We start from the raw sequence: 22,522 nt of genomic DNA on the forward strand, positions 1-22,522 counted from the left end.
ATGACTCACGTCACGCCTCTTGCCAATCGCCGCCATCTGGCGATCGAGCATGACGGACACCAGCGCCAGTTTGCCGCCCTATGGCTGCGCGAGCGCAGCCCCGACGCCGACACCCTGGACCCACGTACCGGCCAACGCCTGATCGAGGCGGCGGAGCTGCCGTTATCGCTGTCGATCGAGTCCGCGGAGGTAACCGATAACCGGCTCCAGCTGTGCTTCAGCGATGGTCATCGCACGGCCTTCGATCTCGACACGCTGCTCAGGGATATGCCCAGCGATCCTCCCAGAAGGCTGTGGGATGCCGCCGGCGCCCCGCTTCCCCAGGCCGACTTTGACGCGGCCCGCGAGGATGACTCGGCCCTTCTGGAGATGCTGGAAGCCCTCCATCGCGATGGCTTCGTGATCGTCTCCGGGGTGCCGGCGCAGGCCGATGGGATGCAGTCCCTGATCGACCGCATCGGCCCGCTGCGCCGTACCAACTGGGATGGCATCGCCGACGTCAAGTCCGTGGCCAATGCCTATGACCTGACCATGACGCAGCGCGGCCTGGAGCCCCACACGGACAACCCCTATCGTGACCCCATCCCCGGCTACATCTGGCTGCACTGTCTGACCAATGCCGCCGATGGTGGCGACAGCACCCTGGCCGACGGTTTCATGGCGGCTCGCCTGCTGCGCGAGCGCGACCCCGAGGCCTACGCCACGCTGACCCGGGTCACGCCCGGCTTCCGTTATCACGATGACGACACCCATCTGGAGAGCGAAGGGCCGTTGATCGAGCTGGACAGCCACGGCACTCCGGTACGGGTACGCTACTCCAACCGCACCGAGCAGGTGCCTGCACTTCCCCCCGAGGAGCTCGAGGCCTATTACGCCGCACGCCAGGCCTTCTACCGGCTGATCACCGGCGAGGAGCTGACCCTGCACCTCAAGCTCGACCCCGGCCAGATGTTGATCATGGACAACTACCGCCTGCTCCATGGGCGTAGCGCCTTTCAGCTCGCTGGCGGCGTACGCCATATGCGCCAGGGGTACGTGGACCGGGACAGCACCGCCAGCCGACGCCGCACCCTGCGAGAGCATCTCGCCACTTCACAGGCCAAGGGAGAGCCCGCATGAAACAAGCTCGCTTTCGAAACTTCGGTGAGGCCCAGCGCGACGAGTGGGCCCTGATCGACGCCCGTTTTCGCGACTACATCGACGATGCCCCGCGCCGGGTGCTGGCCCATCTGCACAACCTCGCGGGCGACCACCACGGTTACCCGGTGGATCGCTACGAACACTGCCTGCAGACCGCAACGCGTGCACTGCGCGACGGTGCCGATGAGGAGATGGTGGTCTGCGCCCTGCTCCACGATATCGGTGACGATCTGGCACCGGCCAACCATGCCGATATCGCGGCGGCCATCCTCGAGCCCTTTATCGATCCGCTCAATGCGTGGATGATCCGCCACCACGAACTCTTTCAGGGCTATCACTACCGGCACTTCTTCGGGCAGGACCGTCACGCGCGAGAGCAGTACCGCGACCACCCGGCCTATGAGCGAACCGTGCGTTTCTGTGACGAGTGGGACCAGGCCAGCTTCGACCCCGACTACGACACCCTGCCCCTGGAATACTTCATTCCGATGGTGGAGAGAGTACTCGGCCGAGTCCCCCACGGCGGGCTTCCCGAGCCACTGCCCGAGGAGTCACTGCCCGAGGAGACGCCGCAATGAGCCAGACCTGTGCTCAGCAGCTCTTGAGCCTTCTCGAGGCGCATGGTGTCGACACCGCCTTCGGCATCCCCGGGGTACACACCGTCGAGTTCTACCGTGCGCTGGGCCAAGGCCGGATCCAGCATGTCACTCCGCGCCATGAGCAGGGGGCCGGCTTCATGGCCGACGGCTATGCCCGGGCCAGCGGCAAGCCGGCGGCCTGCTTCATCATCACCGGCCCGGGCATGACCAATATCGCCACCGCCATGGGCCAGGCCCTGGCCGATTCGGTGCCGATGCTGGTGATCTCCAGCGTCAATCAGCGCCATACCCTGGGTCGCGGCCAGGGGCGGCTGCACGAGATGCCACACCAGAGTCAGACCCTGGCCGGCGTCAGCCTCTTCAGCCACACCCTCCTCGACCCGGCAGCGCTGCCCGAGGTCCTGAACCGCGCCTTCGCGATCTTCGCCTCCGCACGGCCGGGCCCGGTGCATATCGAGATTCCGCTGGATGTGATGACCGCCCCGGCGCCGCAGACAGCTGCCGTTCCGGCACGGACCTTCCCGCCGGCCCCGGCCCCCGCCGCGCTGGAGATGGCCGCCGAGTGGCTGGCTACCGCGCAGCGTCCGCTGCTGCTTCTCGGGGGCGGCACCGCCGCCTCGCCGAAGGCCGCCCGTCGACTGGTCGAGCACCTCGATGCCCCGGCCCTTACCACCATCAACGCCAAGGGTGTGCTGGGCCTCGACCACCCTCTCGATCTGGGGGCTACCGCGAGCCTGCCCGCCGCGCGCCGACTGGCCTCCCAGGCCGACGTGGTCGTGGCGATCGGTACCGAGCTGGGCGAAACCGATTACGACATGTACACCGATGAGGGCTTCCGGCTCGATGGCCGGCTGATTCGCATCGATATCGACCCCCAGCAACTGGGCCGTAACCAGGCCGCCGACCTGGCCATCCTGGCCGAGGCCGGCCAGGCGATGAACGGACTGCTCGAGCATCTGCCGGCAGCCACCCGCCGCGACGGTGCAGCCCGGGCCGCCGCCGTACGCCACGAGCTGGCACTCGCCGACGACCCGGAACTCGCCCCCTATGTGCCGCTCTACGCCACTCTGCGCGAGGTGCTTCCCGAGGCCATCGTGGTCGGCGACTCCACCGGCCCGGTCTATGCCGGCAACTTCCTGGCCTCGCTGCCGGCCCCGCGACGCTGGTTCAATGCCGCCACCGGCTTCGGCACCCTCGGCTACGGTCTGCCCGCCGCCCTGGGAGCCGCCCTGGCCCAGCCGCAACACCCGGTGGTGGCACTGATCGGCGACGGCGGGCTCCAGTTCGTGCTCGGCGAGCTCGGCACCGCCCGCGACCTCGGTCGCGCCGTGGCCGTGGTGATCTGGAACAACGACGGTTATGACGAGATTCGGCGCTACATGTCGATGAGCGAGGTACCCCATCTCGGGGTCGACCTGGCCGCCCCGGACTTCGAGGCGCTGGCCTCCGGCTACGCGTGCCGCTACCGGAGCGTGGGTGACCCCGCCGCCCTGGGGCAGGCCCTGGCAGAGCTCGGCGCGGATGATTCACCCCTGCTGATCGAGGTGGATGCCACGGCCTGGGTCGCCGCCCTGTAACCCGAGACGCTACCCAATAACACTTGAGGAGACCTGACATGCGTAACACGACCCTAGTCACCAGCCTGGCTTTCGCCGGTCTGCTACCTCTGTCGGCCCAGGCGACACAGGACGTCAACGAGGAGTTGCGTCTGGTCGCGCCACCCTGGCCCGGCATCACGGTCAAGTCAGAAATCTTCGCACAGCTCGCCGAGCCCCTGGGGTACCGGGTCGACGCCCTGGAGGTCAGCTCCACGGTCGGTTACCAGGTCCTGCAGAGTGGCGAGGCCGACGCCTTCCTGGCCGGCTGGTTGCCCGCCCAGCAGGAGAGCTACGACGCCGCCATGGAGAATGGCGCCATCGTCGACCTGGGCAATAACGTCAACGGCGCGCGCATGGGCTTCGCGGTACCCGGCTACGTCGCCGATGCCGGTATCACCAATGCCGAGCAGCTGGCCGATCCGGAGATCGCCGAGCGCTTCGACTACCGCGTCTACAGCATCGAGAACGGCTCCACGGTCACCGACATGCTCAATGCTGCCATCGACGCCGACGTTCACGGGCTGGGGGACTGGGAGGGCAAGCCCTCCTCGACGCCCGGCATGCTCAGCGAGGTGAAGGGGGCCGTACAGGAGGAGCGCTGGATCCTTTTCTACGGCTGGACGCCTCACTGGATGGTGCCGGAGTACGATACCCGTATCCTCGACGACTCAGAGGGGGTCTACGGCGACGACAACGGCAGCAGCGACGTCAAGACCATCGTCTCCAAGACCTACGCGGAGGCCAACCCCAACATGCTCAGGCTGCTCGATCAGTTCGTGCTCTCGGCCGACGAGCAGAGCGAGTTCATTCGCGCCTACAGCCTGGAAAACGGCGACCTCGAGGAGGTGGCTCACGACTGGCTGGTCAACCACCCCGAGCGCGTCGCCACCTTCCTGGAGGGCGTGACCACCCGCGACGGCGACAGCGCCCTGAGTGCCGTGGAGCAGAGCCTGTGAGCGGCCACCAAATGGACGAACTCGCCATCCGCCGCGACCTGGCCGCCGCCTACCGGCTGATCGCGCTGGACGGCATGGACGATGGCATCTCCACCCATGTCTCCGCACGCCTGAGCGACGACCGCTTCCTGCTCAACGCCTTCGGGCTGCGCTTCGAGGAGGTGCGAGAGGACAACCTGGTCACGGTGAGTGGCGATGGCGAGGTGCTCGACGACCCCACCGGGCTGGGCATCAACCCGGCCGGCTTCACCATCCATAGCGCGCTCCACGACGCCCGCCCCGAGGTCGTCTGTGTGCTGCATACCCATACCGTCGCCGGCGTCGCCCTGTCGTGCCTGGAGGAGGGTCTGCTGCCGCTCAACCAGTGGGCGCTGCAGTTCCACGACCGGCTGGCCTATCACGACTATGAGGGCATCGCCCTGGACCTCGACGAGCGCGAGCGCCTGGCCGCCGACCTCGGTCCCCACCGCGCGATGATCCTGCGCCAGCACGGCCTGCTGACCTGCGGGCGCAGCGTCGGCGAGGCCTTCCTAGTGATGCGTGACCTGGAGCGCAGCTGCCAGGCCCAGCTGGCCGCCCAGGCCACCGGCCGACCGCTGCGGATGGCCTCCTCAGCGATGGCCGAGCATGTCGCCCGCCAGTACGAGGCCTGGGCCGATAGCCCCGCAGGCCTCGGCCGCGCCTGGCAGGCCGAGTGCCGACGGCTCGCCGACCACACACCAGCAGACCTGCAGACCCTCTAGCCCGACCGACAATAACGAGACCGAAATGCGCTACTCACAACTGACCGACCGAATCGCCGGCGAAGGCGCCGCGGCCTGGGACATCCACTACCGCGCCCTGGCGCGTCAGGCCAATGGCGACGATATCACCATCCTCTCGGTGGGCGACCCGGACTTCGCTACCCCGGGTGCGATCGTCGAGAGCGCGGTGACCAGCCTGCGCGGTGGCGCCACCCACTACTCGGATGTGCAAGGCAAGCTGGCACTGCGTCAGGCCATCGCCGATGACTACCGCCGCCAGGGGCTAGAGGTCGGCCCCGACAACCTCATCGTCACGGCCGGTGCCCAGTGCGGCCTCTACGCCGCCGCCCAGTGCCTGCTGGATCCCGGCGACGAGGTGCTGGTCCCCGAGCCCTGCTACGTCACCTACGAGGCGGTGCTGCGCGCCACCGGCGCCGAGATGGTACAGGTGCCAATGGATGGCGAGGCGGGCTTCCGCCTCGATCCCGCCGCGCTGGAGGCGGCGATCACCCCGCGTACCCGGGCCCTGCTGCTCAACAGCCCCCACAACCCCAGCGGGCAGCTGATCGACGCCGACACCTGGGCCGCCATCGCTGAGCTATGCCGCCGCCACGACCTGTGGCTGATCTCCGATGAGGTCTACGCCGAGCTGATCTTCGAGGGCGAGCACCTCTGTCCCGCCGGACTGCCCGGCATGGCGGAACGCAGCGTGGTGGTCAGCAGCCTGTCCAAGTCCCACGCCATGACCGGCTGGCGCCTGGGCTGGGTGCTGGGGCCGGAAGCGCTGATCCAGCATCTGAGTCATCTGGCCCTGTGCATGCTCTACGGCTGCCCCGACTTCATTCAGGACGCCGCCTGCGATGCCCTGAAGACGCCTCCCCATGAGCTGGCGGAGATGCGCGAGACCTACCGGACTCGCCGCGATGTCGTCTGCGAGGCCCTGGCCGAGTGCCCGGCGGTCACCGCGGTTCGCCCCCCGGCGGGCATGTTCCTGATGGTGGATATCCGCGCCACCGGCCTCTCCTCCCAGGCATTCGCCGACCGTCTGCTCGATGAAGAGGGCATCTCGGTGCTTTCCGGCGAGGCGTTCGGCCCCTCGGCAGCCGGCTTCGTGCGCCTCGGCCTGACGGTGGACGCCGAGCGTCTCGCCGCCGCCAGCCGACGGCTGGCCTCCTTCGCGGAACGCGCCCTGTGCGAGCGCGATCCGCATGCCCTGCCACCGACCCCGGCCACGGAGGCCGATTGCCTATGACATCATCGCTCAATGCCGCTTTCCCTGACCGCACCACCACCGCCCCGGCGGTGGCGGCCCATCAACTGATCAAGCATTTCGGCGAGCTGGAGGTGCTCAAGGGCGTCTCCCTCGAGGTGGCCGAAGGCACCGTCACCTCCATCATCGGCGCCAGTGGCTCGGGCAAGAGCACCCTGCTGCGCTGCATGAACCTGCTCGAGCGCCCCGACCAGGGCGAACTGGCCATCGCCGACGAGGCGATTCGCTTCACCCGCAACCCCGAGGGCGATATCACCGGGCTCGATCGCCAACAGCTCCAGCGGCTGCGGGCCAAGGTCACCATGGTCTTCCAGCAGTTCAACCTCTGGCCCCACCTGACCGTACTCGGCAACGTCATCGAGGCCCCCATGCGGGTCAAGGGACTCTCCCGCCGGCGAGCCACCGCGCTGGGTGAACACTATCTCGAGCGGGTCGGCATGGCCGACCGCCGCGATGCCTACCCCGCCTTCCTCTCCGGGGGCCAGCAGCAGCGAGTCGCCATCGCCCGGGCCCTGGCCATGGAGCCGCGCCTGCTGCTGTTCGACGAGCCCACCTCGGCACTGGACCCCGAGCGGGTCAACGAGGTGCTCGGCGTGATCCGCGGCCTCGCCGACGAGGGCCGCACCATGCTGCTGGTCACCCACGAGATGCACTTCGCCCGCGAGGTGTCGGACCAGCTGGTCTACCTCGACCAGGGCCGCATCGCGGCTTCGGGTACGCCGGAAGCCGTATTCGAGGATCCGCGCTGCAGTCAGTTCGTCGCCCCCGCCGCCTGATGGCGTTCCCACAATAACGACAGGAGACCCCCATGAAAGTCTCGATGATGATAGCAACCGCCGCGACCGCCTTCGGCCTCGCCCAGGCCACCCAGGCCGCCGACCCGCTCAAGATCGGCATCTCCGGCGAACCCTATCCGCCCTTCAGCTTCAAGGCCGCCAGCGGCGACTGGAGCGGCTTCGAGGTGGAGCTGGCCCGCGAGATCTGTGACGCCATGGATCGGCAGTGCGAGATCACACCGACGGGCTGGAGCGGCATCATCCCCTCGCTCAAGGCCGGGCGCATCGACATGATCATGAACTCGATGTCGATCACCGAGAAGCGCCAGCGGGTCATCGACTTCACCCGCCCCTACTACTTCACGCCGGGTGCCTATGTCGCCGCCAGCGACCTTTCGCTGACACCCCCCGACGATCTCGACGGCCTGGTAATGGGCGTGCAGTCCGCCACCACCAACGCCACCTATGCGCGTCGCGCACTGCGCGACAACGGCGTCGATATCCGCCTCTATGACCAGGCGGAGCAGGTCAACAACGACCTGCTCTCCGGTCGCCTGGACGTGATCCTCGCCGACCAGATCGCCATGGCCCAGTTCCTGGCCCGCGACGAGGCCGAGGAGTTCGAAATGAAAGCCACCGCACCTCACCACGCGGCCTACGGCGAGGGCGTCGGCATCGGCCTGCGCCAGGAAGACGACGAGCTTGAGGTGGCCCTCAACCAGGCCATCGCCGCGGTGATAGAGGACGGCACCTGCGCCAGCCTCTCCGAGCAGTACCTGGGCACCGACGTCTGCGTCTACGACTGAGCCACCGATGCCGCTGTCCTTCCCCCGGCGCCGGCAGCGCCGGGGCACTCTTGTTGCGTGACCAAGGAAAACCTCGACCATGACTTCGATGACACCGGAGGGGCTGGTCGACTGGGCCGGCCCCATCCTGAGCGGGGCTCTGACCACGGTACAGATCGCCGTGCTGGCCTACGCCATCGGCCTGCTGCTGGGCCTGCTGGGCGCCGGCGCCAAGCTTAGCCCCTGGCCGCCCCTGCGCGCTCTGGCCACCGCCTACTCCACCCTGATTCGGGCGATTCCCGAACTGCTGCTGATCATCCTGCTCTACTACGCCGGGGCTCAGGCACTGGACGGCCTGCTGGCCCGCCTGGGCATGGAGGGCGCCGTTCAGATAACCGGCTTCGCCACCGCCGTCGGCGTGCTGGCCTTCGTTCAGGGCGCCTACATGACCGAAGTGTTCCGCGGTGCCATCCTGGCCATTCCGCGGGGCCAGCTGGAGGCCGCCGATGCCTTCGGCTTCTCGCGCTGGGATCGTTTCCACCGCATCGTGCTGCCGAGCATGCTGCCCAATGCCCTGCCCGGCATGTCCAACCTGTGGCTGATACTGATCAAGGACACCGCCCTGATCAGCGTGATCGGCTTCAATGAGCTGTTCTTCACGGTGCAACAGGCCGCCGCCAGCAGCCGCGCCTACTTCCTCTTCTATGCCGCCGCCGGCGTCATCTATCTATTGATGACGGTAAGCTCGACAGCGCTGTTCGCTCGCCTCGAGCGCTACGTGCGCCGCGGCCAACCCACGGAGGCCTGAGTATGGACTTTTCCTGGCTGAGCGATCCCTTCTATCAAGGCTATCTGTGGGAAGGCTTCGTCAATACGCTATGGCTACTGCTGGTGTCAGCGGTAGGTGGCCTGCTGCTCGCCGTGGGAGTCGCTCTGGCCCGACTGCGCGGCCCGCGCCCCCTGGCCTGGCTAACCTCGCTATTTACTACCGTGATCCGCGGCACCCCGCTGCTGGTGCAACTGTTCTTCTTCTATTACGGCGTAGGGCGCCTGCTGGAGGGTGTGCCCGGCATCCGCGAGAGCGTGCTGTGGCCGCTGCTACGTGACCCCTTCTTCTTCGGCGCGCTGACCTTCATCCTGAGCGTCGGCGCCTACTCCGGCGAGGTCATCCGCGGCGCCATGCAGAGCGTGCCGCGTGGTGAGCTGGAGGCTGGCCGCGCCTTCGGGCTGTCGCCCTTCCAGGTTCTCGTTCGGCTATGGCTCCCCCGGGCCCTACAGCTCTGTCTGCCCACGCTCACCGGGGAGATGATCCTGCTGCTCAAGTCGATCCCGCTGGTCTCCACTATCGCCCTGATGGACCTGCTGCAGGCCGCCAATATCATTCGCGACGAGACCTTCCTGGTCTACGAGCCACTGATGCTGATCGCGGGTATCTATCTCGCCACCACCGTGGTGCTGACGCTGATGCTTCGCCTGGTCGAGCTTAACTTTCCCGGCATGCAGCCGACTCGTCGACGCTGGCTGACCACGCACGGAACAGGAGTCCACTGATGCAACGCCTGAACGAGCAGTTTATCGATAACCAATGGGTTCCCAGCCGCGGCGGCACCCGGCTGACGATCGTCGACCCCTATCACGAGACACCGCTGGGCGAGATAACAGGCGGCGACCCGGCCGATGTGGACGCCGCCGTAGCCGCCGCTCGGCGGGCCCTTCCCGGCTGGCGTGCCACGCCGGCGGCCCGGCGCGGCGAGCGGCTCGCGGCCATCGCCGCGGGGCTCGAGCGGCGTCGCGAAACGCTGGCCACGCTATCGAGCCGCAACAACGGCAAGCCGCTGAGCGAGGCACGCCAGGACCTCGACGATGCCATCGACTGCTATCGCTACTACGCGGAAGCGGCGGCGGCCCTGGGCGAGCGCCAGGGCCGCCGCGAGGATGTCGGCCAGCCGGGACTGGCGGCCTATCGCTACTGGGAGCCGGTCGGGGTCGCCGGCCTTATCACGCCCTGGAACTTTCCCCTGGTCAGCAGTGCCTGGAAGCTGGCGCCGGCACTCGCTGCCGGCTGCACGGTGGTGTTCAAGCCCACGGAAGTAGTGCCCCTGCCGGAGCAGGTACTGTGCAAGATCGTGCTGGAGGCCGGCCTGCCACCCGGGGTGTTCAACCTGCTGAATGGCGATGGCCAGGGGATCGGCGCGCCCCTGAGTCAGCACCCCGGCATCGACAAGCTCTCCTTTACCGGCAGCAATCCGGTGGGCGAAGCCGTGATGCGGGCCGCCGCCAGCGGCGTGCGGCCGGTCTCGCTGGAGCTCGGCGGCAAGTCGCCGATCGTGGTCACCGAGGATGCCGACCTGACCCTCGCCCGTGACCTGGTGATCGCCGGCATCTGTTACAACGCCGGCCAGATGTGCTCGGCCACCAGCCGCCTGATCGTCCACGAGCGCCTGGCAGACCGGCTCTACGCTGCCGTCGATGCCGCCATGGCGGAGCTTCAGCCGGGGGACCCCCTCGCAGAAGAAACCACCCTGGGGCCCCTGGTCAATGCCAGCCAGCAGGAGCGGGTCAACCGCTATCTGGCCCAGGCCGAGGCGGAGGGGCTTCACAGCGAGACACCCACGCCGCCCATGCCCGAGCGCGGATGCTTCGTATCGCCTCGGCTATATCGGGATGTTCCCACGACCAGCCAGCTGTGGCGGGAGGAGATATTCGGCCCCGTGCTCTGCGCGCGCCGGGTTGCCAGCGACGAGGAGGCGGTCTCGCTGGCCAATGACAGCGACTACGGCCTTGCAGCCACCGTGGTATCGGGAGATCCGGACCGCGCCGACACCATCGCTCGGCGACTGGAGGCGGGCAATATCTGGTGCAACAGCGACCAGCTGGCGCCTCCCCAGGGCAACTGGGGAGGCATGAAGCGCAGCGGCATCGGCCGGGAGCTGGGCCAGGAGGGCCTGGAGGCATATCTCGAGACCAAGCGCATCACCCGCCCGGTTCCTCGCTGAACCTGGTGGCCCCTCGCGCCCTCTCGGCGCAGAGGCTGCCCTGGCGAAATAGAGATTCTTCGCACATTACAGTGATTCAGGTTGTAGAAGGGATGCTCTGCATCGCGATTGGGGCCGCCAGGCGCCTTGGTAGTGTTGCCCCGTCTTGTGGCATACCGGGAGACTTTTGGCCTCCAGTCATGAGACGGAGCCGAGACAGGCAAACCTGAAACTTCAATGAGAATGAGTCTTCTCGTTTGAAACAGAATCCCCTGTACGAGACAGAAAGAATCGCTCGGCAAGCAAGATAGCCGCCATCACGACAAGAGCAACAATTAATACCAAATAATCTGTCGTAGCCTTTACCCACAGAAAACCTGCCAACACGACCATATCCAGAAGTATTGCAATCACTATCACGGTTGCGCTTGCTTCAATTTCCTTACGCAGATGACGCAACACTCCCCAATGGATACCTATATCCATAATTAAATAGAAAATGATGCCAAGCGCAGCGATACGACTAAGATCAAAGAATGCCGTCAAGATCAAGCCAAGCACAACTGTATAGACCAAGGTATGCTTCTGGATACTGCCTGGCATATGAAAGTGGCGATGTGGCACTAGCTTCATCTCCGTCAGCATCGCCAACATGCGAGAGACCGCAAATATACTGGCAATGATGCCCCCCGCGGTAGCAAGCATGGCGAGGATGACGGTGAACCAAACGGCGGCCTCTCCAAGAGCCGGCCGCGCTGCAGCCGCAAGTGAATAATCTTTAGTTTCGATGATTTCCGAGAGGGACAGGTTACTCGCAACGGCCAACCCCACCAGCGCATAGATCACGACGCAAAGACCGATAGATATCATGATCGCCCTGCCGACGTTGCGGTGGGGATCTTTTATCTCTGAACCACTGTTGGTGATCGTTGTAAATCCCTTGAAGGCCAGGATTCCCAACGCGGTTGCTCCCAGAAAGCCTGCAAGAGACCCCTCGGGCGCCGACACCGAGGTTTCCATGCCGACCGAGTCGGCAATTATGACACCAACGACCCCAAACAAGATGATCCCACCAATTTTTATGAACCCGAGTACTGACGCAACCCCCTGGATCATCTTGTTGGCAGAGAGGTTAAGTAAAAAAGCGGATATCAGCAACGCAACACCCAATAGGGGAACAAGCAGCGACCTATCCCTCACATCGAAAAGCTCTAGCGTGTAGGACCCGAAGGTTCTCGCTAAGAAGCTTTGCGCTATCACCATGGAAAAATACATTAGAAGCGCATGAAAAGCGGTGGTCAGCGTCGGCCCATAGGCTTTTTGGAGGTACATGCCAATACCACCAGCTGACGGGTAGGCATTGGACAGTTTCACATAGGAATAAGCACTGAAGGAGACGATGAGTGCCGCTGACAAGAAGGCTAATGGGAAAAGTTCTCCCGTCATCTCGGCCATCTGTCCCGTCAAGGCAAAAATACCAGCGCCAATCATGACCCCGGTACCTAAGGCAATCGCACCAATCAGAGAAAGGCTATTCTGCTCATACTGTGGGGTTCTATCCAGTGACTCCATCATCTCTCTCCTTGGGATCATGAAACCGGACCCTACTCAGCGCCCTCTTGACATTCCGACACTCTCACGCTGACGAAGAGTAGAGTTTGCATTGGCAGATATAGGATCGAAGTGTAGAACCTATGTGCCACCCGATAGTCAAATCCTCTGTTTGGATACAGTTTCAGCTCCTAGCCGATGACGGCGCGACATCCACAACATCAGCGGCGGCAAGATCAACCATTGGAGCAACGGCGAGAGGCCCGTGCCCAACCACGGCACGCGGGGCATTAGCGGTGCATACTCCCAGCGTTGACTGACCAGCGTCGCGTACCACTCCATCGCCACCGTGATCCCGACACCCAGCAGCACGAAGCCCAAGCACTCCTTGGCCCCATAGCCCCGAAGCCAGTCACGACGTCGACGCCATACAGCCACCGACCAATACGCCATCAACGCAATTACCACATCGCCAAGCGCCGCCTGGGTACAAGTCTGCACGGCTTCCCAATGTGGCATCGCAGGCATGCCCGCATACAACGGAACCTGTAGAAACTCCCAAGGCAGATTCAGCAGAAAGGCAAAAAGCGCAACATGAGGCTCCGGGGCCGAACGGAATGAGCGTAGCTTCATGCAGCGTTCACCCTAAGGCTAGCCCGTGCAAGGTCATGACTGCCATTCAATGACAGCTCCAAGGCTCCTTATTGGCATTGTCCTTCACATTCTGATCGACAAACCGATAATGCTCCTCCTTGAAGCGGTTCCACCAGTCACGACTCATTTCGACCGCATGTTTGTCAAGGATATCTTCAACGCAGTCGAGGCAGAGACGTGTGGCATCATAGGCCAGGTGAAGCTTTCGTTTCTTCTCATCGAACGAAACACTGTCGAGCCCGTATAGCCCATCGATATCCACTACAGCCGCGTGAACCGCATTCAGGTCGCTGGAATAGAGCTTCAAGTGACGAGTCACTAGATTGACTTCAGATACTCCTAACCGGTGTTCTCGATGTTGTTTCATGACAACCCCCTTAAAGTTCAATGTCGTTGGCATTTCAGCCTTTGGCAATGCTATCGCCATGTCCAGCATGGTGCTCGTGCATCGAATTCATCATGAGGCGACCATTTGTTGTTCGCGACGATGTGCAGCAATGACCAGAAACGCTCCTGCTGCCAACATTGGCAACGTCAACAGCTGCCCCATGGTGAACCAACCAAAGGCGATGAAACCCAGCTGAGGATCGGGCAGGCGCACAAACTCCACGATGAAGCGGAAGATGCCGTATAGGAGCAAGAATAGCCCCGAGATAAGTCCTTGCGATTGCGGTTTCCGTGACAGCCACCACAGCACGGCAAACAGCACCACTCCCTCCAGGGCAAACTCGTAGAGTGCTGATGGGTGGCGCGGCTCGGAACCCAAACCCAACATGGGCGGAAAGACCATCGCCCAAGGCACTTCGCTGGCCCTCCCCGGCAACTCGTGAGTGATGAAGTTGCCCAGACGCCCGGCACCCAGACCGATCGGCACCAGCGGAGCGATGAAATCGGTCAGCTGAAGGTAGGCCAGGCGGTGACGTCGAGCGAACAGCCACGCGGCTATCAGAACACCGACAAGGCCCCCATGGAAACTCATGCCTCCTTCCCAGACCTTGAACAGCCACAAGGGGTTGGTCAGCAGCTGATCGAGACCATAGAACAGCACAAAGCCCAGTCGGCCCCCGATGATGACGCCCAGAGCGCCGTAGAAGATCAGATCACCGATATCATCGTGGGTCAGGCCGAGGCGGTTTGCTCGCCGCCGCCCCAGCCACCATGCAGTCGTCAGCCCCACCACGTACATCAGGCCATACCAGTGAAGCTGTACCGGTCCGAGGGAGAATGCCACTGGATCGATTTGTGGGTACGCAATCATGGCGATTTCCTCGCGACTTCAAGCCTCTACGAACCGTTCGACGTTACACCAGCGGGTTGGCTGCATCGTCAAGCGTGATCCCTTATGCCCAGCATAACCCCAAGGCCTGAACGCAAGCTGAATATGGGCTCACAAATCGCAAATCAATCTGGCGCTAGGCTCCGTCACTGGCAATCCTTACATCAATAATACGAATAACCGCTCGTGTTAGGCTGGGTGCCCTCAAGTATCGCATTCGAGCATCTCTCATGTGCCACCCAGCCTCGCCGATACTGTTAGTTAGAAATGGCTCACACGACTGCATTTCCACAGATAGTAGACACAAGGCAATACCAAAAGCGTCAATAAAGATCACAGCACTGAACCGTCCCGGGATTCCCGGAGGCTCCAAACCTTGAGAGGATGGAGCCATGAACACCACCAAGCGATATACCCCTGAGGTCCGTCAGCGGGCGGTCCTCATGGTCTTTGAACACGAGGCTGACTATCCCTCGCAGTGGGCGGCCATCGATGCCATTGCCCCCAAGATCGGCTGCACTCCGGGGACGTTGCGCAGTTGGGACCGGCAGGCCGAGCGAGAAGCCCTGTATTATGAGCAACAGGGTCAGGCCAAGAAGACGGCCTGACTCAACCAGCGAGTCTCCGAGAAAGCCGGGGTGCTTCAATCCGTTTCATTTCCAGCAACAGCAATCGCTGGCATCCAGGCGACACCCAAGACACCGGTAAGTAACAATGCCGTCTTGATCACAGCGGCTTCCCAAGAAAAAGGGTTGCGCTCAGCAAAACACAGCGGCTTCAGCAACATAAATCATCAATCAGCGAACCACACCTATTCACCACTTATGACATCTTAAAAAAACATTGGAATAAGCGTTGGCCAGCATTGGCTGGCCAACTCTGAATCATTGAATATCTACATGTAGGCTGTATTGATGCATATCGCTGTCACCAAGCCCACCACTATCCCCTGAAACTATCAGGCGATATTCGCCTTGATCAAGCATCTCATCAATCGTGAAGTCTCCGTTTTGTGAATCTGCTTCCGCAATGACTTTCCCTGAATCACTCATCAACTTTGCCCTCATCCTAAGTGTAATACTTGATGATCCTGGAAAGTGGTCACTGGCGATTTTAACCTCTGAACTTTCGCTTAACGATAGTACATATTCATGTGGAAAGCCGCTGGTCAAAATCCCACCAGGATTGATCCCTTCCGTCAGCTGCCTGCCCTGGGATTCAGTATGACCAAAACTGGCAAGTGCGGGCGTAGCAACTATGCTAATGATGGCGGCGGCAAGTGCGAATTTGATTTTCATGTCAACCCTCTCTTCCTGTTTGGTAACAGGATCAGGATACGATTCCTACCTGAACTCACCCTTAACAACCAGCTTGTAAAACATGATCCAGGCCATTATTTTATTTCACGTAAATAGTCGTCAGTTCGCGCCTAAAAAATACGCAAAAAATGGCCTAGGCCACTTACTTGTACGCCTTGACTAGTACGCATAAAAAGCTTGGGCAGTCGCCCAAGCAATCGATCAAAACAGCTTCTTTGCTATACTACTAATTCATTCTAGAATTCATACTGGGCAGCCACCATCACACGGCTCGCATCTTCTTCACGACCATTGGCCAACTCCGTTGCGAAATATCCATACTCAACTCCATACATCAAACGCTCGCTGGGAGTCCACATTAAATTCAGAAAAGTATTCTTGTTCTTTCTACCAGCATTCCCCCCCACGGTAGTCTCACCTAAACCGACATCGGTATAGCCATGAGACGCGTTCAGTGAATATTGTGGCGACATTTGATAAGAAAAACCAATGGCCCCGCCATCGCCAGATAACGTTTTCAACTTGCCGTTAGTATCAACGTAGGCATCGGCACCGTTGAAGTAATCACCAGCCAGATAGAGGTAACTGTTCGCCCCCTCGCTGGCGCTCACGATCGCTCTCAAAGTCACCGGTCCAGCTTGATAGGCACCTGCGGCGAAGGCCCCATAGCCCATTTCCGTATCCTTCTCGCTGCCGGTATCGTACTTCAGCTGTCGGGCGATGCCGGCGATTGAATAGGAAAAGTCTCCGGAGTTGTCTTCGTAGCGCAGGCTGAATGCCGGCATCGATGATACGGCATCGTCATTATCTGGCAACGAGGCGTCTTCAGGCATAGAGCCGTCGATATTCTCCGCCAGCTGTGCCTTTGGATCCTCCGCAGCTATCGAGAATGCTCCCATGGTGTAGCGCAACTGGGCAAGACGTGTTCCATAGCCACCATAGCTTCCCGCTGTGCTGAAGAAATCCAATGTGGGCGTGGCGGCGACGAAGGTGTTGTAATTCGACCAGGTCTGTCCAGCAAGAATATCATTCCAGGAACCATAGGCATGTCGTAACCTAAAGCGCGCATTATCATCGTTATAGGACCAGAAGTCCCCTTCGATGACGGTGTCAAGCGTACTTCCCTCGACAGGTGTACTGGTCCGAAAGCCGATACGGCTCTGGGTAGCTGATACTTGCAACTGATCTCCGACATCCTCGTCATCTGACCCTGCGACTTCAGCAAAGTAACCTTCGTTAGCCGATCCGGCATCCCGATCGAAATTATAGGTCATGTTCAGCCTGGCGTAACCATAAAGCCCTACCGTGGTCTCTCCCACTTGGGTTTCCAAGGCCTGCGTAGAAGTCGCCCCCGTTGCCAAGGCCATAGCCGCCAAGCTTCCTAGGGAGGACTTTTTGTTATTCCACATAATGACATCTCAGTGCAGACTATATTGTACTTAATGTCGTATGCTACGACTTTTTTAGACTAGCATCGGTTTCTGAACCTACGCTGAACACTACGCCTCGAAATGCGTCTCAAATAAAAAGGCCAGCTTTACGCTGGCCCTTTCTATCCAACCAAGTTCTCGCTTTACTTCTTTAATAGGAGACGTGTAGGTCGTACCGGTTACTAGTATTTTCGTGGCCCGAACCCGCTGAAGTTCCCGAGACCTCTAGCTGGTAATTGCCAGGCTCCAGCTGTCGAGTGAGCTGGAAGTGGCCTTGCGGGCTGGAATCCTCCGCCACAGGGTTGCCATTATCGTCATACAATGTCGCTTTGATATTGACTCCCTGGCTCGATACTCCCGAGAAATGCATGCTACTCACTCTCAGCGTGGTGGGATGATCAATATTGATCTGGAAGCGGTCCGGAACTCCATTTGTCAGGATTTGCGTATCGGATGTCCCTCTTTCCAGAACCGGCAACCCTTGGGCACCGTGCCCTACATCGGCCAGAACGGGCATTGAGAGTGCACTCGTCACTACCACTCCAAATGTGATTGCTTTAAGTTTCATCAGAGGTCCCTCCTTATTGGTGACATCCTCATGATAGGTGGGGAACTTGAAATGAAACTGAAAATCCCGTCGGAAATCATGAAAAAAACGCCACCTTCCGGTGGCGCAAGCATCGAAAAAAAACACAATTAACGTCAGAACATCAACCTGACTCCGGCCACAACACCGGTATCTTCCGTGGCATCACCGCCAGCACGCGAGAGGTCGGCGGTATCGCCATATTTCTTCTCCCAGTAGCCACCCACGTAAGGAGCGAACCGCCGGGTCACCTCGTAACCCAAACGCATGCCGACGCGCACCGAGTTGAGCCCCTCACCGACGCCAAACTCTTCAACCTCGCTGGCGGCCACGGCAATCTCGGTGCGCGGCTGCAGATAAAGGCGTTGCGTCAGGCGCAGGTCGTACTCGCCCTCGAAACTGGCCGAGACGTCGCCTTCGTCGCTAACCTGTAACGCCACGTCGGTCTCGATGCCGTAGGGCATGACGCCCTGCAGGCCAAGCACGCCATAAGTGCGCTCGGCGTGGTCGTCGGAGAAGACGCCGCCTTGGTAGCCGACGCCGCCCTGGAGCTCCCAGAAGTCGGCGACGAGCCGGCTATAGAGCAGTTCCAGGGACTCGAACTCGGCATCCTCGCCGTCGCCCTGGACGTTATCGCCCTCGGACTTCAGGTAGACCCGATTGACGTCACTGCCGTACCAGGCCTGGAAGTCCCAAACCACGGCCTCTTCCCCCTTGTCGGGCACGGCATACTCGAGCCTGTCGAACAATGCCATGCCCATGTTGTGCTCCACAATCGGTGACGGCCAGCCAGCCGGCGCATCGTAGCCATCCTTGGCCTGGGCAACGGAAAACGTGGTCGTGGCCAGTAGGACACCTACGGCGGTCAGTGGGGTTCTGTTATTCATGCCTTCTCCTTACGAAACCTTGACGACCCGGAACATGCCAGCATCCATGTGGTAGAGCAGATGGCAGTGGAAGGCCCAGCTGCCCTCGGCATCGGCGGTAATCAGCGCGGAGACGCGCTCGCCCGGCTTGACGTTGAGGGTGTGCTTGCGGGGAATCAGCTCACCGTGGCCGTTTTCCAGCTCCATCCACATGCCGTGGAGGTGGATAGGGTGTTCCATCATGGTGTCGTTGATCAGGATCAGGCGCAGGCGCTCGTCCTTCTCGAAGTGGATGGGGCCCGTTACCTCGCTGAACTTCTTGCCGTCGAACGACCACATGTAGCGCTCCATGTTGCCGGTGAGATGAAGCTCCAGCTCACGCTGCGGTTCGCGGCGATCCGGCCAGGGGGTGAAGGCCTTGAGGTCGCGATAGACCAGCACCCGGCGCGTGTCGGGATCGATGCCGATACCGGCCTGGTCATAGCGAGAGCCAGGCTGCGCCGCCCCTGCCGCCAGCATGCCATTGGCGTTCATCCTGTTCTGTTCACCTGACAAGCCCTGCATGTTGGCGTGGTCCATGCCCTGCATGTCCGAGCCGTTCATGCTGGAATGATCCATGCCCTGCATGTTGCTGTGGTCCATGCCCCGCATGTCCGAGCCGTTCATGCTGGAATGATCCATGCCCTGCATGTTGCTGTGGTCCATGCCCCGCATGTCCGAGCCGTTCATGCTGGAATGATCCATACCCTGCATGTCTGAGCCGCCCATCCCGGAGTGGTCCATGCCCTCCATGCCGTGGGCCCCCATGGCCTCCATGCCACGGTCGGCGATCTGGCGACGTTCAGGAATCTCCGCGGCCATGCCCTCGCGGGGCGCCAGAGTGGCCCGGGCGTAGCCGCTGCGATCCATGGCCTCGGCGAAGATCGTGTAGGCGGTGTCGTCCTTGGGGGTGACCAGGACGTCATAGGTCTCGGCCACGCCGATGCGAAACTCGTCGACAGGCACCGGCTGCACCGGCTGGCCGTCTGCGGCTACCACGGTCATCTTGAGCCCCGGGATGCGCACGTCGAAGTAGGACATGGCCGAGCCGTTGATTACCCGCAGGCGAACCCGTTCACCGGCCTGGAACAGCGCCGTCCAGTTCTCCTCGGGCGACTGGCCATTGAGCAGGTAGGTATAGGTGCTGCCGGTGACGTCGGCGATATCGCGAGAGCTCATGCGCATCTGCGCCCACATGCCGCGCATCTCGGCGGTGGCGGCGAAGCCCTTCTCACGCACGTCGGCGAAGAAGTCGGCGATGGTGCGCTCCTGGAAGTTGTAGTAGCCCTCGGCGGTCTTGAGGTTGCGGAACACCGACATCGGGTCCTCATAGGTCCAGTCGGTGAGCAGCAGCACGTGTTCGCGGTCGTAGCGGAACGGCTCACGCTCGGCGGCGTCGATGACCAGCGGGCCGGCATGGCCAAGCTGCTCCTGGAGGCCGGAGTGGCTGTGATACCAGTAGGTGCCGTTCTGGCGCACCGGGAAGCGGTAGGTGAAGGTCTCGCCCGGGGCGATGCCGGGGAAGCTTACCCCCGGCACGCCGTCCATCTCGGGCGGCAGGAGCAGGCCATGCCAGTGGATGGACGTGGGCTCATCGAGCAGGTTGGTGACCTTGAGTACCGCATCCTGACCTTCCTTGAGACGGATCATCGGACCAGGGCTGGTACCGTTGATGCTGATTGGCCGCGCCTCCTTGCCGTCGATCAGGATCGACTCCCGCCGGATGGCCAGCGATACCTCGGGGCCCTCCTCGACTCCCTTGGAGTAGGCATTGGTCCGGCCCCAGGGGTTGGCCCAGCTAGGACGCAGGCTCAGGGCCGCTGCCGATCCAAGACCAAGCGCAGCCCCGCCTTTCAGGATCTGACGACGTGAAAGCGGGTGCGTGATGACGCGCGAGTTTGCCATGTGTGACTCCCGTCAATGTTTGTCGCGGGCCAGTGTGAAGCACGAACCTGAAACAGGCCTGAAAATTTCACCATCAGGTGGGGGATTCCTTGATGGGAACCTCCATCTCTACACACAAGCCACCCAATGCGCTAACTCGGTAGCTCACCTCTCCGGTATAGCGCGTCATGAGCTGCCCCAGAATAGACAGGCCAAGACCATACCCGGGATGACGTTCATCCAATCGCCGGCCACGTTGACCAAGGCGAGGCAGGTCATCTGCTGCAATGCCAGGGCCATCGTCCTCGACGGTAATCCTGAGGCCATCATCGATCACAATTCGACAATCCACTCTGCTGCTGGCCCACTTACCGGCATTGTCAAGCACAATCCCCAGCATCTCTGAAAAATCCTGAGATTCAATGGGCACTCGTTTTTCGATCTCCTCCGGAAGCCTCATCGTGAAATCAATATTTGGGTAAAGACCTCGAAACATATCGATCAATCTTGTGCAATCACGATGGAGGTCAGACATACGCCCTGCATTCGGGCCCGCAATCCTTGACCGCCTAAGCTCTGCATCCAGTTGAGCATGTATTTCTTCAAGTCGCTGAACCAGTTTTTTACGCCGAACATCGTCAATAGGTCGCGCCCCTTGCAACACCTGGGTTACCGCCGCGAGCGGCGTCTTGAGTGCGTGAGACAAGTTCGCCACCGAGTCACGGGAACGTTGCAAGCGACTATCAATTTCATCCATGAATCGATTGAGCTGGATAACCAAGCTATCAAGCTCAGAAGGAACTTCCAAGGATAGGCGATCTCGATCTCCAGTCCGAAGTTCTCCAAGCTGATCTCGGAGTCGTGAGAGAGGTATCAAACCACGATTGACCGCCAGAATATTCAGCATCACCAGGAGTAATAACAGAACTGCCGCAATAGCCGCTACCCACCAGTGAAGCTCATGCAGCCCCGCATCTAGCTGAGAAAAATCTTCACCAACCAGCAACACCCCACGCTCTTCCTCTAAAGAGAAAGGCCGTCGATATACCAATAAGTGTTGCTCTCCATCCCTGACTTCCACGAGATCATCTCTGGTATCATCCAGTAAGAAGTCTAGCGCCTCCACCCAGCGGGGGTCTGAAGATGAGGTATCGTTTCCTAAGCGAAGAACGTACAGGTGGTGAAAGGCCTGAAAACCGTGGCTCGCGGAATCCAGCACGTCAGGGGCTGAAATATCATCCTGCTTGACTTGCTCGATTGCATGCTCGGCCTCACGCTTCAGGCGCTCTCCGAGAAAATCTCGCGCCAGGTCTTGAAGCAAGATACCATGCAACAGCCATGTAGCCCCGGTCACGATGATGGCAATACCAGAGAGCCAGCCTAGCAAGCGGATTCGCAGGCTTCGTCGGTCAATGCGTAACAAAGACATATCCCTGCCCACGGCGAGTCTGAATGACAGACTTTCCTACGTGCCGTCGCAGTCTGGAAATATATACTTCAATAATATTAGGCGACGCCGCATCTTGATCCAATGCATAAAGTTGCTGGAGGAGACGCTCCTTAGAAAGGACTTGGTCCGGATGATGCATAAAATATCGCATTAACGCGAATTCGGTGCCGGTCAGGGACTGCCAAGCATCCCCGTTAACGCTGACACATCTGCTGGCCTCATCCAACGTAATACCATTGAGAGCAAGCTCATGGGACATGCTGCCAGATTTCCTGCGCAGTAGTGCCCTGATTCTGGCGATGAGCTCGGGCTCATGAAAGGGCTTCGTCAGGTAATCATCAGCCCCCCCCTCAAGGCCCACGACCTTATCTTCCCAGGTATCTCGTGCAGTCAAAATCAGAACAGGAAAGCTGTGTCCCGCTTTACGCCACTTCTTGAGCAAATCCAGGCCTGAACCGTCTGGAAGGCCGAGATCGAGGATTGCCAGTTCATAATGCTCGGTTGCCATCAGATACCTGGCCACTTTGAGCGAAGCGGCCAGATCGACCCGATAACCGTTGTCCTTGAGACTCTCGGCCAGGCTATCGGCGAGCAGATCGTCATCTTCAAGAAGCAACAGTTTCAT

Annotated in this window: 23 protein-coding genes and 1 pseudogene; 12 read left to right on the forward strand and 12 right to left on the reverse strand. The window is 61.2% G+C overall.

Annotated elements, in window-relative coordinates:
* From RM463_RS09380 to RM463_RS09430, 11 genes are all read left to right on the forward strand, one after another.
* Positions 1–1,119, forward strand: coding sequence for a TauD/TfdA family dioxygenase (locus tag RM463_RS09380; protein ID WP_311429828.1), 1,119 nt, complete (start codon positions 1–3; stop codon positions 1,117–1,119).
* On the forward strand, positions 1,116–1,718 hold the full coding sequence (locus RM463_RS09385; RefSeq protein WP_195687347.1) for an HD domain-containing protein: 603 nt from the start codon (positions 1,116–1,118) through the stop codon (positions 1,716–1,718). Before RM463_RS09380 ends, RM463_RS09385 begins: the two co-directional genes overlap by 4 nt.
* Positions 1,715–3,316 (forward strand): 5-guanidino-2-oxopentanoate decarboxylase, encoded by a 1,602-nt coding sequence (locus tag RM463_RS09390; protein WP_311429829.1) that lies wholly within the window; start codon positions 1,715–1,717, stop codon positions 3,314–3,316. The genes RM463_RS09385 and RM463_RS09390 overlap by 4 nt, the downstream gene beginning before the upstream one ends.
* Before the next feature lie 38 nt (positions 3,317–3,354).
* Positions 3,355–4,293, forward strand: a complete 939-nt coding sequence (locus tag RM463_RS09395; RefSeq protein ID WP_195687349.1) for a glycine betaine ABC transporter substrate-binding protein — start codon at positions 3,355–3,357, stop codon at positions 4,291–4,293.
* Positions 4,294–4,304: 11 nt separating this feature from the next.
* On the forward strand, positions 4,305–5,036 hold the full coding sequence (locus tag RM463_RS09400; protein ID WP_195687360.1) for a class II aldolase/adducin family protein: 732 nt from the start codon (positions 4,305–4,307) through the stop codon (positions 5,034–5,036).
* 25 nt (positions 5,037–5,061) lie between these two features.
* Positions 5,062–6,288, forward strand: coding sequence for a pyridoxal phosphate-dependent aminotransferase (locus RM463_RS09405; protein WP_195687350.1), 1,227 nt, complete (start codon positions 5,062–5,064; stop codon positions 6,286–6,288).
* The gene (locus RM463_RS09410) at positions 6,285–7,082 is read left to right on the forward strand and encodes an amino acid ABC transporter ATP-binding protein (protein WP_229332881.1); all 798 of its coding nucleotides are present in this window, start codon (positions 6,285–6,287) and stop codon (positions 7,080–7,082) included. The genes RM463_RS09405 and RM463_RS09410 overlap by 4 nt, the downstream gene beginning before the upstream one ends.
* 32 nt (positions 7,083–7,114) lie before the next feature.
* Complete coding sequence (locus RM463_RS09415) at positions 7,115–7,888, forward strand: transporter substrate-binding domain-containing protein (RefSeq protein ID WP_229332882.1); 774 nt, start codon at positions 7,115–7,117, stop codon at positions 7,886–7,888.
* A 79-nt stretch (positions 7,889–7,967) separates the two neighbouring features.
* Positions 7,968–8,675, forward strand: a complete 708-nt coding sequence (locus tag RM463_RS09420) for an ABC transporter permease (RefSeq protein WP_195687351.1) — start codon at positions 7,968–7,970, stop codon at positions 8,673–8,675.
* Between the two features lie 2 nt (positions 8,676–8,677).
* A complete protein-coding gene (locus tag RM463_RS09425) occupies positions 8,678–9,418 on the forward strand; it encodes an ABC transporter permease subunit (RefSeq protein ID WP_311429830.1) in 741 nt (246 codons plus the stop codon).
* Positions 9,418–10,863 carry an aldehyde dehydrogenase family protein gene (locus RM463_RS09430; RefSeq protein WP_311429831.1) on the forward strand — a complete coding sequence of 482 codons (1,446 nt, stop codon included), beginning with the start codon at positions 9,418–9,420 and terminating at the stop codon, positions 10,861–10,863. Before RM463_RS09425 ends, RM463_RS09430 begins: the two co-directional genes overlap by 1 nt.
* 213 nt (positions 10,864–11,076) lie before the next feature.
* On the opposite strand, the gene RM463_RS09435 is transcribed toward RM463_RS09430, so the two are convergent.
* From RM463_RS09435 to lgt, 4 genes are all read right to left on the reverse strand, one after another.
* The gene (locus RM463_RS09435; RefSeq protein ID WP_311429832.1) at positions 11,077–12,417 is read right to left on the reverse strand and encodes an APC family permease; all 1,341 of its coding nucleotides are present in this window, start codon (positions 12,415–12,417) and stop codon (positions 11,077–11,079) included.
* 135 nt (positions 12,418–12,552) lie between these two features.
* Positions 12,553–13,026 (reverse strand): hypothetical protein, encoded by a 474-nt coding sequence (locus RM463_RS09440; RefSeq protein ID WP_195687058.1) that lies wholly within the window; start codon positions 13,024–13,026, stop codon positions 12,553–12,555.
* Positions 13,027–13,072: 46 nt separating this feature from the next.
* A complete protein-coding gene (locus tag RM463_RS09445; protein WP_229332848.1) occupies positions 13,073–13,483 on the reverse strand; it encodes a cation transporter in 411 nt (136 codons plus the stop codon).
* 21 nt (positions 13,484–13,504) lie between these two features.
* The gene (lgt, locus tag RM463_RS09450; protein WP_195687057.1) at positions 13,505–14,305 is read right to left on the reverse strand and encodes a prolipoprotein diacylglyceryl transferase; all 801 of its coding nucleotides are present in this window, start codon (positions 14,303–14,305) and stop codon (positions 13,505–13,507) included.
* 410 nt (positions 14,306–14,715) lie between these two features.
* On the opposite strand from lgt, the pseudogene RM463_RS09455 reads away from it, so the two are divergent.
* Positions 14,716–14,889: pseudogene (locus RM463_RS09455) on the forward strand (IS3 family transposase); the annotation flags it as partial.
* 77 nt (positions 14,890–14,966) lie between these two features.
* Here RM463_RS09455 and RM463_RS09460 read toward each other — a convergent pair.
* From RM463_RS09460 to RM463_RS09495, 8 genes are all read right to left on the reverse strand, one after another.
* Entirely contained in the window at positions 14,967–15,110 is a 144-nt protein-coding gene (locus tag RM463_RS09460; protein WP_195687056.1) for a hypothetical protein, read from the reverse strand.
* 97 nt (positions 15,111–15,207) lie between these two features.
* Complete coding sequence (locus tag RM463_RS09465) at positions 15,208–15,621, reverse strand: hypothetical protein (protein WP_195687055.1); 414 nt, start codon at positions 15,619–15,621, stop codon at positions 15,208–15,210.
* 257 nt (positions 15,622–15,878) lie between these two features.
* Positions 15,879–17,051 (reverse strand): DcaP family trimeric outer membrane transporter, encoded by a 1,173-nt coding sequence (locus tag RM463_RS09470; protein WP_311429833.1) that lies wholly within the window; start codon positions 17,049–17,051, stop codon positions 15,879–15,881.
* A 172-nt stretch (positions 17,052–17,223) separates the two neighbouring features.
* On the reverse strand, positions 17,224–17,640 hold the full coding sequence (locus RM463_RS09475) for a hypothetical protein (protein WP_195687053.1): 417 nt from the start codon (positions 17,638–17,640) through the stop codon (positions 17,224–17,226).
* A 134-nt stretch (positions 17,641–17,774) separates the two neighbouring features.
* Entirely contained in the window at positions 17,775–18,545 is a 771-nt protein-coding gene (locus RM463_RS09480; protein ID WP_311429834.1) for a copper resistance protein B, read from the reverse strand.
* Positions 18,546–18,554: 9 nt separating this feature from the next.
* Complete coding sequence (locus tag RM463_RS09485) at positions 18,555–20,468, reverse strand: copper resistance system multicopper oxidase (RefSeq protein ID WP_311429835.1); 1,914 nt, start codon at positions 20,466–20,468, stop codon at positions 18,555–18,557.
* Positions 20,469–20,541: 73 nt separating this feature from the next.
* The gene (locus tag RM463_RS09490; protein ID WP_195687050.1) at positions 20,542–21,876 is read right to left on the reverse strand and encodes a sensor histidine kinase; all 1,335 of its coding nucleotides are present in this window, start codon (positions 21,874–21,876) and stop codon (positions 20,542–20,544) included.
* Entirely contained in the window at positions 21,857–22,522 is a 666-nt protein-coding gene (locus RM463_RS09495) for a response regulator transcription factor (protein ID WP_195687049.1), read from the reverse strand. Before RM463_RS09495 ends, RM463_RS09490 begins: the two co-directional genes overlap by 20 nt.

Origin of the sequence: Halomonas sp. LES1 (assembly GCF_031846005.1) — a bacterium.
Lineage (GTDB): Bacteria > Pseudomonadota > Gammaproteobacteria > Pseudomonadales > Halomonadaceae > Halomonas.

What these genes read in the sequence shown, in the direction of transcription:
- RM463_RS09470 (WP_311429833.1), bottom strand. Translation starts at nt 17,051, where the DNA reads ATGTGGAATAACAAAAAGTCCTCCCTAGGAAGCTTGGCGGCTATGGCC.
- RM463_RS09400 (WP_195687360.1), top strand. Translation starts at nt 4,305, where the DNA reads ATGGACGAACTCGCCATCCGCCGCGACCTGGCCGCCGCCTACCGGCTG.
- RM463_RS09495 (WP_195687049.1), bottom strand. Translation starts at nt 22,522, where the DNA reads ATGAAACTGTTGCTTCTTGAAGATGACGATCTGCTCGCCGATAGCCTG.
- RM463_RS09380 (WP_311429828.1), top strand. Translation starts at nt 1, where the DNA reads ATGACTCACGTCACGCCTCTTGCCAATCGCCGCCATCTGGCGATCGAG.
- lgt (WP_195687057.1), bottom strand. Translation starts at nt 14,305, where the DNA reads ATGATTGCGTACCCACAAATCGATCCAGTGGCATTCTCCCTCGGACCG.
- RM463_RS09460 (WP_195687056.1), bottom strand. Translation starts at nt 15,110, where the DNA reads ATGTTGCTGAAGCCGCTGTGTTTTGCTGAGCGCAACCCTTTTTCTTGG.
- RM463_RS09430 (WP_311429831.1), top strand. Translation starts at nt 9,418, where the DNA reads ATGCAACGCCTGAACGAGCAGTTTATCGATAACCAATGGGTTCCCAGC.
- RM463_RS09475 (WP_195687053.1), bottom strand. Translation starts at nt 17,640, where the DNA reads ATGAAACTTAAAGCAATCACATTTGGAGTGGTAGTGACGAGTGCACTC.
- RM463_RS09485 (WP_311429835.1), bottom strand. Translation starts at nt 20,468, where the DNA reads ATGGCAAACTCGCGCGTCATCACGCACCCGCTTTCACGTCGTCAGATC.
- RM463_RS09425 (WP_311429830.1), top strand. Translation starts at nt 8,678, where the DNA reads ATGGACTTTTCCTGGCTGAGCGATCCCTTCTATCAAGGCTATCTGTGG.
- RM463_RS09445 (WP_229332848.1), bottom strand. Translation starts at nt 13,483, where the DNA reads ATGCTGGACATGGCGATAGCATTGCCAAAGGCTGAAATGCCAACGACA.
- RM463_RS09440 (WP_195687058.1), bottom strand. Translation starts at nt 13,026, where the DNA reads ATGAAGCTACGCTCATTCCGTTCGGCCCCGGAGCCTCATGTTGCGCTT.
- RM463_RS09410 (WP_229332881.1), top strand. Translation starts at nt 6,285, where the DNA reads ATGACATCATCGCTCAATGCCGCTTTCCCTGACCGCACCACCACCGCC.
- RM463_RS09390 (WP_311429829.1), top strand. Translation starts at nt 1,715, where the DNA reads ATGAGCCAGACCTGTGCTCAGCAGCTCTTGAGCCTTCTCGAGGCGCAT.
- RM463_RS09465 (WP_195687055.1), bottom strand. Translation starts at nt 15,621, where the DNA reads ATGAAAATCAAATTCGCACTTGCCGCCGCCATCATTAGCATAGTTGCT.
- RM463_RS09405 (WP_195687350.1), top strand. Translation starts at nt 5,062, where the DNA reads ATGCGCTACTCACAACTGACCGACCGAATCGCCGGCGAAGGCGCCGCG.
- RM463_RS09385 (WP_195687347.1), top strand. Translation starts at nt 1,116, where the DNA reads ATGAAACAAGCTCGCTTTCGAAACTTCGGTGAGGCCCAGCGCGACGAG.
- RM463_RS09420 (WP_195687351.1), top strand. Translation starts at nt 7,968, where the DNA reads ATGACTTCGATGACACCGGAGGGGCTGGTCGACTGGGCCGGCCCCATC.
- RM463_RS09395 (WP_195687349.1), top strand. Translation starts at nt 3,355, where the DNA reads ATGCGTAACACGACCCTAGTCACCAGCCTGGCTTTCGCCGGTCTGCTA.
- RM463_RS09435 (WP_311429832.1), bottom strand. Translation starts at nt 12,417, where the DNA reads ATGATGGAGTCACTGGATAGAACCCCACAGTATGAGCAGAATAGCCTT.
- RM463_RS09490 (WP_195687050.1), bottom strand. Translation starts at nt 21,876, where the DNA reads ATGTCTTTGTTACGCATTGACCGACGAAGCCTGCGAATCCGCTTGCTA.
- RM463_RS09480 (WP_311429834.1), bottom strand. Translation starts at nt 18,545, where the DNA reads ATGAATAACAGAACCCCACTGACCGCCGTAGGTGTCCTACTGGCCACG.
- RM463_RS09415 (WP_229332882.1), top strand. Translation starts at nt 7,115, where the DNA reads ATGAAAGTCTCGATGATGATAGCAACCGCCGCGACCGCCTTCGGCCTC.